The organism is Paenarthrobacter sp. NPDC089675 (assembly GCF_044749185.1).
In the GTDB taxonomy this organism is placed as follows: domain Bacteria; phylum Actinomycetota; class Actinomycetes; order Actinomycetales; family Micrococcaceae; genus Arthrobacter.
Genome location: NZ_JBIVHM010000003.1, coordinates 456,088 through 472,371, shown reverse-complemented (window position 1 = coordinate 472,371; position 16,284 = coordinate 456,088). Strand labels below are relative to the sequence as shown.

The following is a 16,284-nucleotide window of genomic DNA, read 5'->3' as shown; positions in this document are numbered from 1 at the left end:
GTGGAGCTTCCTGCCATCCTGGCGGTCGTCCTGATCGTTGCCGGCGTGTGGTCCCTGGTAGTTTGGCCGCAGTTCCTCAAGCGCGTCATGAAGGACCCCCGTGCCCGTGACGCCGCGGGTACGGCCACCAAGTTCCTCACTGTGCACGTGGTCCTGGTGACCATCTCCATGGTGCTGGGACTGGCGACGGCGATAATCGGCGTCGCAGGCCTCCTCGCGTAAGTTCCACCCAACTGGGGGACAGTAAACGCACTAATGAGCCCTCATTGGAGCATTGACTGTCCCCCAGTTGGGTAAGATTGAAGCTGGTGTGCCGGGAAGTCTGGTCGGCGGAGTCATTGTGATACCCCGAACCAGCCAAGGAGCCCCGTGGCCAACCCGCCATCCACCAGCAAAATTTTCACCCGGTCCAGCTATCCTGAGTACCGCCGCATCCTGGCCATCCTGCGCACGGAAACTGTTGGCGGAGCCCTGCTGCTGGGAGCCACCGTTATTGCCCTGGTGTGGGCCAACTCCCCCGCAGCAGACGGCTACTTCGCATTGCGCGACCTCAAGCTCGGTTACGAACCCTGGCACCTTGAGCTCAGCCTGGGCCACTGGGCTTCCGACGGACTCCTGGCGGTCTTCTTCTTCCTCGCGGGCCTCGAACTCAAACGCGAGTTCGTCGCCGGGGAACTCCGCAAGCCCTCCAAAGCAGCGGTCCCGGTTGCCGCCGCTTTCGGCGGCGTGCTTGTCCCCGCTTTGATCTACGTCCTCTTCAACCTCGGTTCCGCCCAGGAAACCCTCAAGGGCTGGGCCATCCCCACAGCCACGGACATCGCCTTCGCCCTGGCGGTGCTCGCCGTCATCAACACGCATCTTCCCGCCGCACTCCGGACCTTCCTCCTGACGCTCGCCGTGGTGGACGATCTCATCGCGATCGGCATCATTGCCTTCTTCTACTCCACCGGACTCCAGCCACTCCTGCTGCTCGCGGCATTGGTTCCGCTGGGCCTCTTCACGCTCCTCGTCCAGAAGCGCGTCCGGAGTTGGTACCTGCTGCTCCCCCTGGCCCTGGCCACGTGGGCTTTGGTCCATGCCTCGGGCATCCACGCCACCGTGGCGGGAGTGCTCCTGGGCTTTGCCGTGCCGGTCTTTGCCAGCGGCAGGAAAGGCGAACCCGCCGAGGGGCTCGCGGAACACTTCGAGCACCGGCTCCGGCCCTTCTCGGCCGGATTCGCGGTACCCGTCTTTGCGTTCTTCTCCGCGGGGGTTGTCCTGGGCGGCGTCGACGGCATGGCGGCGGCACTCAGCGATCCCGTTGCCTTGGGCGTTATGGCAGCGCTGGTGGCGGGCAAGGCAGCGGGCGTCTTCGGGACCACGTTCCTGGTCACCAGGACAACGCGCGCCAGCCTGGACTCCAGCATCGCGTGGATCGACCTCTTCGGCCTGGCGCTCCTGGCCGGGATCGGGTTCACCGTCTCACTGCTCATCGGCGAACTCAGCTTCGGCGCGGGCTCGGCCCACAACGACCACGCCAAGGTGGCCATCCTCGCCGGTTCCCTGACCTCGGCGGTGCTTGCCGCCGTCGTGCTGAGGGCCCGCAACCGGCGGTACCGGCAGGTGGCGGCTGAAGAAGAACGGGACGACGACGGCGACGGCGTACCTGACGTCTTCGCCCGCGGCTAGCCGACGGCTTAGCCCGGGGTCAGGCCGTGGCTTGGTTGAGGGCGTCCTCGGCGGCGACCCAGGAAATCATGGCGCACTTGACCCGTGCGGCATAGCGGGCCACGCCCTCGAAAGCTGCAGCATCCCCAAGGATCTCGGGATCGGCCGCGACCTTCCCGCGGGAACGCAGGACTTCCCTGAAGTTGTCGATCACCGAATGCAGTTCCGCCACGGACATGCCCTCCGCCATCTCGCTCAAGACAGATGCCGAGGCCATGGAGATGGAACATCCGGCGCCGTCCCAGCTCACCTGCTTCACGGTTCCATCGGTGACGGCCAGGCGCAGGGTCACTTCATCTCCACACACCGGGTTGAGTTGGTGGGACTGGCCGGTGGCTGCACCCGCAGGCGCAGCCGTATCCGCCAGGCCGCTGCCGTGGCGCTGCTTGGAATGGTCCAGGATGATCTGCTGGTACAACTGGTCGAGACTCATGGTGATGCTTGCCTGTTCGTGGAAGTTTGGTGGGCGTTGCCGTGTCAGGCCTGGAAGTAGGCCCGCACTCCGGAGACGGCGTCGAGGAAGGCGTCGACATCGTCCGTGGTGTTGTACAGGTAGGTGCTCGCACGGGTGGTGGCGGTGAGGCCGAGGCGGCGATGGAGCGGCTGGGCGCAGTGGTGGCCCACGCGTACGGCGATTCCGCGATCGTCAAGGAACTGCCCGACGTCGTGTGCGTGCACCCCGGCGACGTCGAACGCCGCCAGGCCAATACGTTCCGAGCCTGCTGCTGGACCAACCACCCGGATGCCGTCAATGCTTTCCAGGCCCTTCACCAGCCGCTGGCCGAGCGTGGCCTCCCATGCGTGGATGCGGTCGATCCCGGTCTCGGACAGGTAGTTCACGGCAGTGGCCAACGCGACCGCCTGTGAAATCCGCTGCGTGCCCGCCTCAAAGCGTTGCGGGGCCGGCAGGTACTCGGCGCGCTCCATGGTGACCGTGGTGATCATGGAACCGCCGGTCAGGAAGGGCGGGAGGACATCCAGGAGTTCCTGCTTCCCATACAGCACGCCAACGCCGGTGGGAGCGAGCATCTTGTGGCCCGAGAACACCGCGAAATCAACGTCCAGCGCCTTTACGTCGATGGGCATGTGGGGCACGGACTGGCAGGCATCGAGCACAACCAGCGCACCCACACGGCGGGCCAGGGCTACGAGTTCCCGGACCGGGTTGATGGTGCCCAGGACGTTCGACGCATGCGTGAACGCCAGCAGGCGGGTCCGCTCCCCCACGATCTCCGCGGCAGCGTCCAGCCGCAGCGAACCGTCGTCGGTTATGGGGATGTACTTCAGGGTGGCTCCGGTCCGGAACGCGAGTTCCTGCCACGGAATGAGGTTGGCGTGGTGCTCCATTTCGGTGACCACGATCTCGTCCCCGGGGCCGATGGCCAGTTCCTTCAAGGCCGCGGTACCCCTGCCCTGCGCGGCCCACAGGGCGGCGTTGGACAAGGCGTAGCTGACCAGGTTGAGACCCTCCGTGGCGTTCGAGGTCCACACGGTTTCCTCGTACTGCGCTCCCACGAAATCGGCGACCGTCTGGCGGGCATCTTCGAAGGCTTCCGTGGCCTCCACTGCAAGATGGTGCGCTCCACGGTGAACGGCTGCGTTGCGCTGCTCGTAGAATTCCTGTTCCGCCTCGATCACGCTCAGCGGATTCTGGGACGTGGCACCGGAATCAAGATAGATGAGCGGCTTGCCGTTGACCTGTTGGGCCAGTACGGGGAAGTCGTTCCGGATCCGCAAGACCTCGGCGTTGTCCATGGCTTGCACGGACTGCTGCAGCGAGGCGGGAGTTGATACGACGGTCAAGGGGCGCTCCTTGGAAAGCCTTCAGGGACATTCAATTATCCCACGCTGCAGGCCAGGCGTAGATGTGGCATCCGGCACGTCAGCGCCCCGCGGCTCCCGGCAACCAGCCAAGGGGCGGCACAACCCCGCTCTCGAAGGCCTTCCGCAGCCTCTCCATCATGACCGAAGCGCGCCGGCTGGCTGCGCTGCGCGTCCTGGCCTCATAACCGTTGGCGGCCCGGGCGTAGCAAACCGCTGCATGGGCAAACTGACGGTTCACGGAAAGGCTCCGGCCCGCCGACTCGAGCGTCTTGGGATCATGGTCCAGGAGGGCCAGCGCAAACGTCCGCAAGGACTCTCCCGCGGGACCCTCGACCATCTCACCCAGCTCCGCCAAGCGTCGTTGGAGTACAAGATCCTCGACGGCGGTCCCGCTGGCGTTGAGGGTCAGGAGGGAGACGGCCTCGGCTTCGAGGAAAAGATTGTCCGCGGCGTGAAATTCCTCCGCGAGGGCGAAGACGTGGCCATCTTCCTCGCCTAAGTCCTGCGCGGCCAGGTCCTGCGCGGCCGCGACGAAGAGGGCACTAAGCTCTGCCAGCAACCCGGACTCCGGTCCGCTGTTCCGAACGGCTGAGCGGCTTTGGGCAATCCTGGCTCCGGCCTCGGCGGCGTTGCCTGCCATCGCCTCACAATAGGCCAACATCGCCGCTGCGAGCGCCAAAACCGGCGGAAGCCCGGCGTCGTGCAGGCCCGCCAATGCAGGCCCAAGAGTCAGGCGCGCAGCCTGCGGAAGTCCCTGGCTCAACTCGACGTACCCGCGAGCCACTTCCAGGCAGGACGCAAGATGAGGAGGTAGGGCGTAGTCCCCGGGACAATTCAGGAGGGCTTCCAGTTGTCCCCAAGCCAGGTTCGCTCGCAGGCACACCACGTGCCGCAGCAGTACCGCGGGCCTGAACATCTCCAGCGCAGGGTCCGCACTGACGGCGGCGATCGCGGACGAAGTCTCTTCCAAGGCCCGCGGCGCGGCTCCTGCCAACAGAAGGCGCTCGGCGGACCGGACATGCCGCGTGATCCTGGCCGCCGGCTCTCTCGCCGAGCGCAGCAATCCGGGTCCCGGCCCCTGCACTGCAACGTCCTCCGGAACAACGCCTATCAGGCTCAAGGCCATGAGCCGGTGGGCGGCCTCTGCCCGCACGTCCGGCTGCGCCGCGGCAACGGTCAACTCCCGAAGCTCGGGAGCAGCCTCTTTCAATTGCCCTTCCGCGATGAGCGCCCTCGCCCTGAGCAGTTTCGCCTCGTGCAGGTGCCCGGCGTCTTTAACCGCCGCAGCCGCACGCAGGGCCAGGTCAGCCGTGGATGGCCGGTCGGCCGCGGCAGCCGCGGACAGGATCAATTCATCGGAAAGCGTCACTTCATTTGAAAGGGGCAAACCGCTGTCGAGGGTCCACGTCATCCACCGGAGCATCGCCGGCGCCGATTCCCGGGTCAGCGCGGGCCCGTCAATGCCGAGCCTCAAGGCTGTGCTGCGGGAGCCCGGGACCGCCAAGCGGGTCGCCTCGCCGCGCAGCCAGGAACTCGTCCGAACCGTGGGAGGGCTGCCGGGCAGGAGCCTGATGTGGTGGGCGGCAAGGAGCTGTTCGACGGCACGTTGGCCAAAACGGCGCTCCACGATGTCCAAGGCCAAGGGCTCGGACAAGGCGATGAGCTCGAGGGCTTCCCGGACATCGTCCGGGTGGTGGGCGTGCTCGGCCCCCACATGCTCAACCACTGCGGGCCAGTCGCAGCGGGCCCGCACATCGAACGTCCAGAAGCCGTCGCGCTCCACCAACAGTCCCGCGCGCCTGGCATCCTCCACGGCCAGGCAAAGGAGGCCTGCATTGAACCCGCTCATCACGGCAAGGAGGCTGCTGACCCGCCGCTGGACTTTCCCCTGCAACAGCTCTTCGCACAGGATGTGTGCCTCGTGGAGGGTGAAGGGCGGCAGAAGGTACTGCTCCAGGAAGCCGTCCTCCCACAACTGGTAAAGGTCCTGCGGCAATGGCTTCCTGCTGTCCGCTGTTGCCACAAGGGTGGCGCCAAAGCCGGGAATCAGCTGCAGCAGGACGGCAAGGGAGGCGGGGTCGACGTAATGGATGTCATCCACGAGCAGCACCAGCGGGGGCCGGCGGACCGCCGTCGCATGCCGCTTGGGTCGGCGGCGTCCGGAGGGCGGCGTGTAGAGGTAGTCTGCCGGGCCAAGGGTTCGGGTGAGCGCCCGCAAAACCTGCAGGCCGGGCATCCCGGGCAGGCCGCGATGTTCGCTGTCCGCTTCCGGGTCCGTACCCAGGGCGCCGAACCGGGTGTCTTCGAGTTCGGGCCTCCCCGCGAACATCCGGACGTCCATTGAGTCGGGTAGTCCCGCCTGGATGGAGAGCAGCAAATGGCTCTTTCCGGACCCCCTGTCCCCTACCACCACCAGACCATTGGTGGACGGCGAGGGTACGGCCTTCAGGATGAGCTCCAGGAGATGCTTCCGGTCCGGGAACGCCGGTGGCCTCAGCCCGACTGTGACGGTGTCTTCGTCCAGCCAGGGGTCCGGCAGCATGCGCACTCCAATTGCAGCAGTCCCTTGGTCCGGGAGGGGTGGGTTTCCCGCGAGGTGCGGATCCCTGGCCTAGAAGCCGGCGACGGCTGGGGGGAGAGTCTCGGTCTCAGAAGACTCTGTCGCCGCCGGCTTCGTCCAGGGCCGGACCGCCATGCGGCGGCCGGAGCATCGGCTCAACGAGACCACCGATGCGGGTGTTGCTGGTTGGAATTCCGGCGATGCTTGGGGCTAACCGTCCTTCCAAGAAACAGTTAACCGTCTGGCGGAAAGCTGAACACCAGTAGTTGGTACTCGATTACCCACAGCGTTTTTTGGTGCCGGTACTCCCTTGTACTCAGTCTCCGGCGAGGGCACTACTTGGGGCGGAAACGACCAGGGCAGGCGTTACTCCATTGAATGGCCAAATCCCGTGCCGGGCTGCTGCCAAGTGGTGTTTTTGCTGCTCGAACGGTACTCAGGAGGGCCGCAGTCAGGAAGCCTCCGCGTCAACTGCGGACAGCCGCTCCCAGATCTTCCCGGCGACGGATTCCCAGCTTTGCGTAGCTCCGATACAGGTGCCCCTCCACCGTGCGCACGGACACCATGAGCTTCTCCGCGATCTGCCTGTCCGTCAGGCCCGAGACCGCCAAGGCCACAATGTCCTGCTCCCTGCGGGTAAGCGGTACGGATCGATCGGTTTCCGTGTGCGGATCATGGACCAGGGCGTCACCAAGGTTCGCCTCGCTGACATCGCGGAGTACTGCGGCCTGCCGGGCTTCGGGGCGCTTGCCCTCGGCATCGAAGGCATTGGCTGCCCGGTCGAAAGCCACGGCCGCGGGGCCGGGCATGCCTGCGGCGGCCAGGAGGTTGCCTGCGTTGACGAAGCCGTCCCCTGCACCGCCCACTTGGGCGCTGGCCAGGGACTCCCAGCCGTGGGCCCACGAACCGCCCATCGCGGAGGCAGTCTCCTGGATGGCCAGTGCTGCCTCCGCATCACCGAGTTCGGCGCGGAGCACCAGGTTTTGCAGCAGGACGCCGGGCAGGCGATGCAGTGCCGCGGTTTCCGGGAGAAGACGCAACGTCTCCAGCGATGATCCTTTGTCCAGGTGTTCCTTGCCGGCCAAGGTGAACAGCTCGGCCAGTGCCTCAACGTAGGCGCCGCCGGGCGCTGCCCCACCCAGCTCCGTCTCCAATCGACGCGCAAGCGCGGTGTTGTTGGCCCTGGCAGCTGCGTAGAACGCCAAGGCTGTGCCAAGGCCACGGAGCCGTTGCGGGTCCTTCACCTTGAGCGCCTCCACGGCCGGCGTAAGGACCAGGCCGGCTTGTTCAAGCCGGCCCTGTCGCAAGAGGGACAACCCCTTGAGGGTTTGGATATCTCCGCCGAAGGTTATGAGTCCCATGGCCGAACTGGCAGCGTAGCGGTTCAAGGCGTTCTCCGCTGCGGCCCACTCCCCCGATTCCACGGCGGCCAGGGCGAAGCGGACCAGGATGAAATCGCTGAAGTAGAGGAGGTCGTCCTTGTGTTCGTCGAGCAGCACCATTGCGTCCCGGCCTTTGTCCACCGCTTGGACTGGTTGGCCCTCCACCATCAGGAGCTCGCACCTCATGGCCAGGAGGAAAAGCTGGTTCATGACGTAGTCGGGTTGGTCCGCCGCCAGCCCGGCTTCGAAAGAGTCCAGCCCCTCCCTGAGCTCGGCATAACGCCCGTCGTGCGCCAACGCCGCAAGTTCCAGGGCCACTGCGTGGCGCCGGATCTGCTGGACCATCACGCCGTCGTCGGCCCGACGTTCGGCAAGCGCATCAGCGGCGGCACGGGCGTCGGCAACGATGTCTTCCGAGCTGTCACCTACGGCGGAGCGCGCCGCTGCCCAGAGAAGCCCGGCCCCCAACGGCCCGGAGGGATCCGCGTCCAGGAACCCGGCTTCCTCCTCGAGCAACCGGACCGTGCTGTGATAGTCGCCGTCGTTGTAGTTGACCATGGCCATCACCGCCCTTGCCCTGGGCCGCAACGCCTCCGAGCGCACTTCCGAGGCTGCGGCCATCGCCAGCGGATTCTGCAGCAGCTTGGCCGCCAGGAACGCTGCTTCCAGCAGCTGTTCATCGTCGACGTCGGCGCCACAGTCCAGTGCCCAGCTCACCATCCGGAGCAGGCCCTCAGCCGTGGCGGGAGCAGTGAGCAGGTGTTGGACCATCCGCTGCCTGATCTGCAGGCTCCGGGCGGGCGAAACGATCTGGCGCAGGGCTTCGCCATACATCGGGTGCCACATCTTCAGGGGGCTTCCGGCTCCGTTGGTTGAGAGAACCAGGCGACTGTCCATCAAAGCCCGGACGGTGTCCCTGCCAACCATGGAGTCTAGGACGGCGGCAGGGACGGGTTCGGACAAGGCAATGACAAACATCGCCTCCCGTTCGGCTTCGCTGGTCCTCAGCACCTTGTTGCGGACCACCTCGGCCAGTCCCTCGCCCCGCCCCGTCAACGCACGGGTAAGGAACCACACGCCGTTCCGGCGGACCAGGTTCCCCTCGGCCTTGGCATCCTCCAGCAGCGAACGGAGCAACAACGGGTTGCCCTCGGAGACCGTGTGGAAGACATCCGCCGTGCTGGCCATGACCGTGCCACCCAGGGTTTTCTCCACGAGCTCAGTAACGGTCTCTTTGTCCAGTGGGTGCAGCTCCAGGCGCTCGGCCAGGCCGTCATACCAGAGCTGCAGCAGGGCCGCGGGAAGCCCGGGCCGGGGCCTGCCCGTGGCCACGAGCCTGGCCCATCCCGCCGTCACGAGCTCGGCCAGGATCTGGGTGCTTCCCTCGTCGAGGTCGTGGGCGTCATCCACCACCAGCAGGAGTCTGGCGCCGGCGTTCCCGCGGCGCTTCTCGAATTGTGACCAGAATTCCCGCAGGATCGCTACCGGAGACGTCGCTTGTTCCACCGGGAGGTCCAGCAAGTATGGCGCCAGCACGCCGAAGGGGACCGCGGACAGGGCCGGACTTCCGTGGACGCGCATCACCACCATCTCACCGGCGAGCCGGGCAGCGATCTCCGCGGCCATGGCGGTCTTCCCGATTCCGGGATCCGCGAGCAGGAGGACGGCCCCTGCCCCTTCCTGCCTCAATATTTCCGTGGCCAGCTCCAATTCGGCTTCACGGCCAACCAGGTGTTCAGCCTGCATGGGCGGCGCTCACCGAAAGGAGGGACGCGGGGACCGGCAGCTCAGAGGAGACCATTGAGCTCGCCCCGCGACGATACGCCAAGCTTGGTAAATACTTGGTAGAGGTGACCTTCCACTGTCCGCACAGACACCCCAATATCCATTGCGATTTCACGGTTGCTGACACCCTTTCCAGCAAGTTTGGCAATTTGCCGTTCACGCTCGGTCAATACCGGCGCGTCACTGCGAGGTTGGATCGGCAGGGCCGATACCGATTGTTCGAGTCGTTCGAGCCGGAGCTGTGCCGTCCTGGCGGTGGTGGTCTCACCGGAGTCGCGGGCAAAATCCAAAGCCATGGCAACGCATCGGGCCTCAACCACCAACAGGTCGAGGGCAGCAGCGGCATCAGCTGCGGCAAGGAGGGACCGGGAGCTGCGGTTCAAGGACCCCCGGGCGAGGTCACCGGAGATCTTCGCCAGCGGGCCCTGCCGGTTGCCGGCGATCTCCTCCAGCAAACGGTATTCGGCATCGGTGCCCTCCACCGTGGCGCCGAAAAGGCAGATGCCCGCCGTCGTGAACCGCTGCTTGGCCACATCCTGGTGGACCCTCGCCAGAAGCCGCTGCTTGACCTCCGGGTCTCCCATCCACCGCCCGGCCATTTCTGCGCAAAAGCCGGCGACGGACTCGGAGAAGTAGGTTCCCGTTCCACGGCATGTCCGGAAAAGGTCCAGGTAGCGTCCGGCCTCGAGTGAGTTTCCCAGCTGGGCGTAAGCGAAGGCGGTAGCTGCGTAAGCCACCTTGACGAGGTTCATTGCCGGCCGGAGTTCCAGCTGGGCGGCGGCCGAGCGAAGCGGCTCAATGGCGCTCGACGGCTTGCCCGCGTAGGCGTAGGCCATGCCAATGCCCAGCTCCGTAATGGCGCCCCTGTACTGAAGCCGGGAAGGCTTGGAAGGAGCCCGGCGCATAAGTTCGATGCACTTCCGCCACTGGCCGGACAACAACAGCACCGGGAAGACGTGGCGGGCGAACGCTTCTTCCAATGGCCCCGGGCTGCCGACCTCCCGCAAGTGCTTGGACATGACGCGGGCCAGTTGCTGTGCCTCAAGTTCGCGGCCCAGCATGCACCGTGCCTCCACCAGGAAGAAGCCGGACATCAGCCAGTGCTCCGGGTCGACGTCCCTGTCCTTATCCAGCTCGGCTTCCAGCGCGTCGATGATGTCCGCATACTCGCCCATGTAGATTTGGTACTCGTAATTGCAGAGAGTGAGGCGGTTCCGCGCACGTAGGAGATCCGCCTCCGGTTGCTTGCCAACCGCTTCCAAAGCGTCCAGCGTCTGGCTGGCCTCGGCAATGACCCCGGGCACCATCCCTGAACGACCATCGATCCAGGTCATCGCCTGGCACTTTGCCGCAGTGATCCCGGCAAACTCCACAGGCCCCTGGGAAGCGAGGCGGGCTTCGGACACCTCGTCCAAGGCCTGGGCTGCGTGCAGCGGGAGATCCAGCATGAGGTAGGCCGCGGCCTTGAGGCGCTGGCCGGCAACCCACTCGTGGTCCTTAGGGTCAAGGGAGAGAGTGCACTGGATGGCGAAGTTGGGATCGTAGTCGTCAAGGGCGGCGCCGGCCGCGGCCAGTGCATGCGCGGGAGAGGGAGCCGGTTCGTCTTCGCAGGCGTGCATCCAGGCGGCGTAGCTCAACAGGTCCTGGGGAGCCAGCCGGCTCAGTTCCGGTTCCTTTGGCCCAAACAGCATGAGCCGCAACTCCCGGCGCCGCCTGGTGCTTAGCCAGCCCCGGACAACCTCGCCAAGGTAGGGATCGCGGAGGGAGACCCAATGCTCACCGCACCGGTCAACGGCGAGCAGCCCGGATTCCTCCATCTCCACCAACACCTCGGTGCTGAAGATCGCTGCCAGGTCCATGAGGGTAGCGCGCTGTGCGCAGGCAAGGATTTCGACGACGGTCCGGTTGGCCTGCGGTTCGCGCGCCAGCCTGGAACGGACAAAGTCCTCCACTACCGTGGCGCCCTCAAGCTTGATGCGGTCCCTCAGGGTCCAGACGGAGTCGTTGAGCACCAGGTTTCCGGAGTGCCGCTGCTCATCCAACAACGAGTGCAGGAGCATCGGGTTTCCGCCCACGGCGGCGTGCAGGGAGCCAACCAGCGTCGAAGAGACATAGTGGCCCAGGACGGACCCGAGGACCTGCCTGGTCTGTTCCTCCGTCAGGCTGTTCAGGTGGACTTCGCGGAGTTGCTCCTCCAGGACCAACCGGTGGAAATCCTCGGGCAGGTCACTGGCACGCTGGACGGTGGCGATGACTTTGGCGGTCCCTGTTGCCATGAGGTTGAGGAGCACCCCGGTGCTCATGGGGTCCATTCCGCCGGCGTTGTCCACGATGAAGACCGTCTGCCTCCCGGCCGCCTCCGCGCGGATGAGCGAGGTGATCGCATGGAGTATTCCGGTCGGTGAACTGACGGCTTCGGACGGGAGCCGTGCAAGGAGGAAGCCCAGGCACCCGTAAGGGGTCTGCCCGTTGGCAACGGTGTTGCGGAGCTGCAGGCTATGGACTTTGGGGCCGAGTGAGGACACCACGGCCCGCGCCAGCCCCGACTTGCCGATGCCCCGCACTCCGGTCAGCACCACACCGTAGGAGTCCTGGGATTCAAGGTGTTTGTTGGCCCTGGCGAGATCGTGGCTGCGGGCCAGGAGGGACCAGGTCTGCCGGTCGGAAGGACCGCCAACAAGATCGGGAGCCGCAGCCCTTGCTGCGCCTCCCCCGTTCCTGTTGAGCAATTCCGCCGACACCCGCATCCCTCGCTACAGTCCCCAACCGCGTACCCTGCGTACCATGCACACTACCGCCGGGCGCCGACACTTTGTAGGGCTTGGGGTCGCCAGGACCGTAAGGCTTTGATCAGGCTTTCCTCAAGATTTGCTCAAGGTCTGGCGGGGTGGTGTTTCTGTTGGGCGACGAGCAATCCCTGGCTTATCAGGAGCTCGACGGCGTCGGCCGCCTCGTCCAGGAGCAGGGGCAACTCCCTTTTTTCGCTTGTGCCGAAGTCGCGGAGGACGTAATCGGCGGTGTCCATCCGTCCCGGGGGCCTTCCGACTCCAACCCGGACCCGCAGGTAGTCCTTGGTTCCCAAGGCCTTGGAAATATCGCGGAGCCCGTTGTGGCCGCCTTCGCCGCCGCCGATCTTCAACTTGATGGTATTGAAGGGGATGTCGATCTCGTCATGGACGGCAATGACGTGGTCTGCGGCGATGTCGAAGAACTTGGTCAAGGCAGCCACCGGGCCACCGGAGACGTTCATGTAGGTCATCGGTTTGGCGAGGACCACGCGGGGGCCGCCGATTCCCAGACGCCCTTCGACCACCTGGGCGCGCGACTTATGGGCCTTGAACTTTCCGCCCATGCGCGCAGCCAGCTCATCGAGCACCATCTGCCCCACATTGTGGCGATTGCCGCTGTACTCGCTGCCAGGGTTGCCGAGGCCAACAATCAGCCAGGTGTCAGTCATTGTTCCATCCTAGGGAATCTCGTCGGGTCGGCGCGGCCGGCCCGCTCAGCGAAAGGGGCGCCACGCAGGCGAAGGCCGCAGGCAAAGTAAAGTGGCCGGGACCCCGCGGGGACCCGGCCACTTTACGAAAAGGCTGAAGGCCTCAGGCAGTCACTGACTACTCGGCTGCTTCGGCAGCCTCTTCGCCTTCGGTACCCTCTTCAGCCTCGGCAGCAACGGCCTCGGAGATGTTAACCACCAGGGTGTCGGCTTCGGTCAGCAGGCTGACGCCCTTGGGAAGAACGACGTCGGAAGCGTGGACGTGCGCGCCGGCCTCGCGGCCTTCGATGTCAACCTCGAGGGCGGTGGGGAGGTGGGTTGCCTCGGCCTCGACGGAGAGGGTGACGGACTCCTGGTTCGCAACGGCGCCCGGTGCAACTTCGCCAACAACGTGGACGGGCACGTCAACGGAAACCTTCTCGCCCTGGCGGACGGTCAGGAGGTCCATGTGCTCGATGGTCTGCTTGATGGCGTTGCGCTGGATGTCCTTGACGATCGTCAGGTGTGCTTCACCGTTGATGTCCAGGTTCAGCAGGGCGTTGGCAACGCGGACTGCCAGGGTGGTCTCGCGGCCCGGGAGGGTTACGTGGATGGGCTCTGCGCCGTGGCCGTAGATGACGGCCGGGATGCGGCCGGCAACGCGGGCGCGACGGGCGTAGCCCTTGCCGAATTCGGTGCGCAGTTCTGCTGCGAGCTTCTGCTCAGACATGTGTACTCCTTGATTACTGGTGTACCGCCGGGGTGGCGGTTGGATGATCAGCAAGGGCGGAGGTCTGGAGTGACCTTCCACGCCCGCGGGCCCGGGCTTGAACGCCGGCCCGCCTTCGTCGAAGGAGGTTACAGACCCAGTCGATGACGGAGACACGCTGCCTGCAAGCAGGCCGAAGTGCTCTCCCTCGCCAAGGTATCCCCGAAAGTTTACCAGCGGTGCAGCCGGAAACCGAAAACGGACCACCCATCGCCCTCAAGCGGTGGATGGTCCGTTCCTGATCAGGCAGCCCGGACCGGGCTTCGACTAGGCCTTGCCGTCGAACAGGCTGGTGACCGAACCGTCGTCGAACACCTCACGGATGGCGCGCGCAATCAGCGGCGCGATGGACAGCACCGTGAGCTGCGGGAAGCGCTTCTCCGCCGGGATGGGCAGGGTGTTGGTGACAACCACTTCCCGGGCGCCGGAATCGGCCAGGCGCTGGGCGGCGGGGTCGGAGAAGACGGCGTGCGTGCAGGCGATGATGACGTCCTTGGCACCTGCGTTCTTCAACACCTGGACGGCGCCGGAGATGGTTCCGCCGGTGTCGATCATGTCGTCGATCAGCACGCAGGTGCGGCCCTCGACCTGGCCAACCACGGTCTTGGAGACGGCCTGGTTGGGTACCGTCAGGTCGCGGCTCTTGTGCACGAATGCCAGCGGGGCACCGCCGAGGCGCTCGGCCCACTGCTCTGCGACGCGCACGCGTCCCGTGTCCGGGGAAACAACAGTGATGTTGTCGGCCTCCACCTTGGTCCGGATGTAGTCCGCCAACAGCGGGATGGCCATCAGGTGGTCAACCGGGCCGTCGAAGAAGCCCTGGATCTGGGAGGTGTGCAGGTCCACGGACATGATGCGGTCCGCGCCGGCGGTCTTGTACAGGTCTGCCACAAGGCGGGCGGAGATGGGCTCGCGGCCGCGGCCCTTCTTGTCCTGGCGGGAGTACGGGTAGAACGGCGAAACAACCGTGATGCGCTTGGCAGACGCACGCTTGAGGGAGTCGATCATGATCAACTGCTCCATGAGCCAGTTGTTCAAGGGTGCCGGGTGCGCCTGGATCACGAATGCATCGGTGCCACGGACGCTCTCCGCCGAGCGGACATAGATCTCGCCGTTCGCGAAGTCGTAGGCATCCACAGGCAGGAGTTCGGTTTCGAGTTCCTTCGCGATTTCCTGCGCCAGCTCCGGATGTGCCCTTCCGGCGGCGAGAACCAGTTTCTTCTCGCCGTGTGCGGTAATTTCGCTCATGCCTGTTTGCCCTCTTCTGTGGTTGCCGGGGATTGTGAGGATGTGGGGGCGGCTGCGAGCCGCGGTTCCAGGGCCGCCTCGGCGTGCCGTGCGGAAATGGAGCCTTCACGGTTGGCCAGGACCCAGCCCTCGGCATTCCGCTGGGCGGCAAGGCTCAACGCGAGGGCGCCCGCGGGGACGTCCTTGCGGATCACTGCACCAGCGCCGCTGTAGGCACCGTCGCCCACAGTCACGGGGGCAACGAAGACCGTGTTCGAACCCGTGCGCACGCCCGAGCCGATCACCGTGCGGTGCTTCTTCTCGCCGTCGTAATTTGCCGTGATGTTGCCGCAGCCGATGTTGGTGTCTTCGCCGATTTCGGCGTCGCCTGCGTAGCCCAGGTGGGACAGCTTGGAGCCGCGGCCGATCGTCACATTCTTGGTTTCGTAGAAGGCGCCGATCTTGCCCGTCTCGCCCAGGACCGTGCCGGGGCGGAGGTAGGTGAACGGGCCCACGCTGGCGTTGGCACCGATCGTGGAACCGGAGCCGTGCGTGCGGGTCACCTTCGCGCCTTCGCCAACGTTCACGTCGGTGAGGGTGGTATCGGGTCCGACGACGGCGTCCCTCGCCACGGTGGTGGAGCCGTGCAGTTGCGTGTTGGGCAGCAGGCGGACATCCTCGTCGAGGGTCACGGTGGAGTCGATCCACGTGGTGGCCGGATCAACAACGGTCACGCCTGCGCGCATCCAGGACTCGATGATGCGGCGGTTGTGCTCTGCGCCAAGCGCGGAAAGCTGGATGCGGTCGTTGGCGCCCTCAACCTGCCAGCGGTCATCGGTGACGACGGCGGCAACGCGGCCGCCGGCGTCGCGGGCCAGGCCAAGGACGTCTGTCAGGTACATCTCGCCCTGGGCGTTGTCCGTGGTGACGTTTTCGAGTGCCTTGCGGAGGACCGCGGCGTCGAAGGCGTAGATTCCGGAGTTGATTTCGCGGATGAGGCGTTCTTCATCCGTGGCGTCCTTGTGCTCGCGGATACCCAGAACGGTTCCGTCTTCGCCGCGGAGGATGCGGCCGTAGCCCGTGGCGTCGTCCAGGACTGCGGTCAGCACGGTGACGGCGTTGCCCTCGGACTCATGCGTGGAAACCAGTTCGTGCAGCAGTTCTCCGGTGAGCAAGGGAACATCGCCGTAGGTGACAACAACGGTGCCGCTCAGCTCCGCTTCGGCGTCGAGCGCCTTCAGCGCCACTTCGACTGCACGCCCCGTGCCGGGAATTTCGTCCTGGTCCACGATCAGTGCTTCGGGGTCCTGGGTGGAGATGTGCTCGGCAACGCGATCACGTTCGTGGCGGACCACAAGGGCAAGCTTCTGCGGGTTCAGCGAACGGGCAGCGAGGATAGCGTGGCCCACCATGGAACGGCCGCCGATTTCGTGGAGAATCTTGGGAGTCCGGGACTTCATGCGGGTTCCGGCACCTGCAGCCAGGACGATGACTGCTGCGGGACCGGTGGTTTCGGGGCTCACGTACTGGCTCTCCTTGCTCGGTATGTCCCGGA

11 protein-coding genes are annotated in these 16,284 nt (G+C 65.6%); 2 read left to right on the top strand and 9 right to left on the bottom strand.

The window, feature by feature from the left end:
• Both ACIPY2_RS09795 and nhaA read left to right on the top strand, forming a co-directional pair.
• On the top strand, positions 1–222 hold the full coding sequence (locus ACIPY2_RS09795; RefSeq protein WP_400266170.1) for an SCO4848 family membrane protein: 222 nt from the start codon (positions 1–3) through the stop codon (positions 220–222).
• A 147-nt stretch (positions 223–369) separates the two neighbouring features.
• Positions 370–1,668: a Na+/H+ antiporter NhaA gene (gene nhaA, locus ACIPY2_RS09790; RefSeq protein ID WP_400266169.1), complete on the top strand. Its 1,299-nt coding sequence runs from the start codon at positions 370–372 to the stop codon at positions 1,666–1,668.
• Positions 1,669–1,687: 19 nt separating this feature from the next.
• Here the strand turns inward: nhaA and sufU are convergent, their stop codons facing one another.
• The 9 genes from sufU to glmU form a co-directional block, all read right to left on the bottom strand.
• Entirely contained in the window at positions 1,688–2,140 is a 453-nt protein-coding gene (gene sufU / locus ACIPY2_RS09785) for a Fe-S cluster assembly sulfur transfer protein SufU (protein WP_400266168.1), read from the bottom strand.
• Positions 2,141–2,184: 44 nt separating this feature from the next.
• Positions 2,185–3,510: a cysteine desulfurase gene (locus tag ACIPY2_RS09780; protein ID WP_400266167.1), complete on the bottom strand. Its 1,326-nt coding sequence runs from the start codon at positions 3,508–3,510 to the stop codon at positions 2,185–2,187.
• A gap of 79 nt (positions 3,511–3,589) precedes the next feature.
• On the bottom strand, positions 3,590–6,073 hold the full coding sequence (locus ACIPY2_RS09775) for an ATP-binding protein (RefSeq protein ID WP_400266166.1): 2,484 nt from the start codon (positions 6,071–6,073) through the stop codon (positions 3,590–3,592).
• A gap of 485 nt (positions 6,074–6,558) precedes the next feature.
• Positions 6,559–9,219 carry an AAA family ATPase gene (locus ACIPY2_RS09770; RefSeq protein WP_400266165.1) on the bottom strand — a complete coding sequence of 887 codons (2,661 nt, stop codon included), beginning with the start codon at positions 9,217–9,219 and terminating at the stop codon, positions 6,559–6,561.
• Between the two features lie 41 nt (positions 9,220–9,260).
• Complete coding sequence (locus ACIPY2_RS09765; RefSeq protein WP_400266164.1) at positions 9,261–12,005, bottom strand: LuxR C-terminal-related transcriptional regulator; 2,745 nt, start codon at positions 12,003–12,005, stop codon at positions 9,261–9,263.
• A gap of 125 nt (positions 12,006–12,130) precedes the next feature.
• Positions 12,131–12,715, bottom strand: a complete 585-nt coding sequence (gene pth / locus ACIPY2_RS09760) for an aminoacyl-tRNA hydrolase (RefSeq protein WP_400266163.1) — start codon at positions 12,713–12,715, stop codon at positions 12,131–12,133.
• Positions 12,716–12,872: 157 nt separating this feature from the next.
• On the bottom strand, positions 12,873–13,463 hold the full coding sequence (locus ACIPY2_RS09755; RefSeq protein WP_400266162.1) for a 50S ribosomal protein L25/general stress protein Ctc: 591 nt from the start codon (positions 13,461–13,463) through the stop codon (positions 12,873–12,875).
• Between the two features lie 306 nt (positions 13,464–13,769).
• Positions 13,770–14,750 carry a ribose-phosphate diphosphokinase gene (locus ACIPY2_RS09750; RefSeq protein WP_400266161.1) on the bottom strand — a complete coding sequence of 327 codons (981 nt, stop codon included), beginning with the start codon at positions 14,748–14,750 and terminating at the stop codon, positions 13,770–13,772.
• Positions 14,747–16,252 (bottom strand): bifunctional UDP-N-acetylglucosamine diphosphorylase/glucosamine-1-phosphate N-acetyltransferase GlmU, encoded by a 1,506-nt coding sequence (gene glmU / locus ACIPY2_RS09745; RefSeq protein WP_400266160.1) that lies wholly within the window; start codon positions 16,250–16,252, stop codon positions 14,747–14,749. The genes ACIPY2_RS09750 and glmU overlap by 4 nt, the downstream gene beginning before the upstream one ends.
• Positions 16,253–16,284 lie beyond the last annotated feature (32 nt).

What these genes read in the sequence shown, in the direction of transcription:
- ACIPY2_RS09755 (WP_400266162.1), bottom strand. Translation starts at nt 13,463, where the DNA reads ATGTCTGAGCAGAAGCTCGCAGCAGAACTGCGCACCGAATTCGGCAAG.
- pth (WP_400266163.1), bottom strand. Translation starts at nt 12,715, where the DNA reads ATGACTGACACCTGGCTGATTGTTGGCCTCGGCAACCCTGGCAGCGAG.
- ACIPY2_RS09765 (WP_400266164.1), bottom strand. Translation starts at nt 12,005, where the DNA reads ATGCGGGTGTCGGCGGAATTGCTCAACAGGAACGGGGGAGGCGCAGCA.
- ACIPY2_RS09775 (WP_400266166.1), bottom strand. Translation starts at nt 6,073, where the DNA reads ATGCTGCCGGACCCCTGGCTGGACGAAGACACCGTCACAGTCGGGCTG.
- sufU (WP_400266168.1), bottom strand. Translation starts at nt 2,140, where the DNA reads ATGAGTCTCGACCAGTTGTACCAGCAGATCATCCTGGACCATTCCAAG.
- ACIPY2_RS09770 (WP_400266165.1), bottom strand. Translation starts at nt 9,219, where the DNA reads ATGCAGGCTGAACACCTGGTTGGCCGTGAAGCCGAATTGGAGCTGGCC.
- ACIPY2_RS09750 (WP_400266161.1), bottom strand. Translation starts at nt 14,750, where the DNA reads ATGAGCGAAATTACCGCACACGGCGAGAAGAAACTGGTTCTCGCCGCC.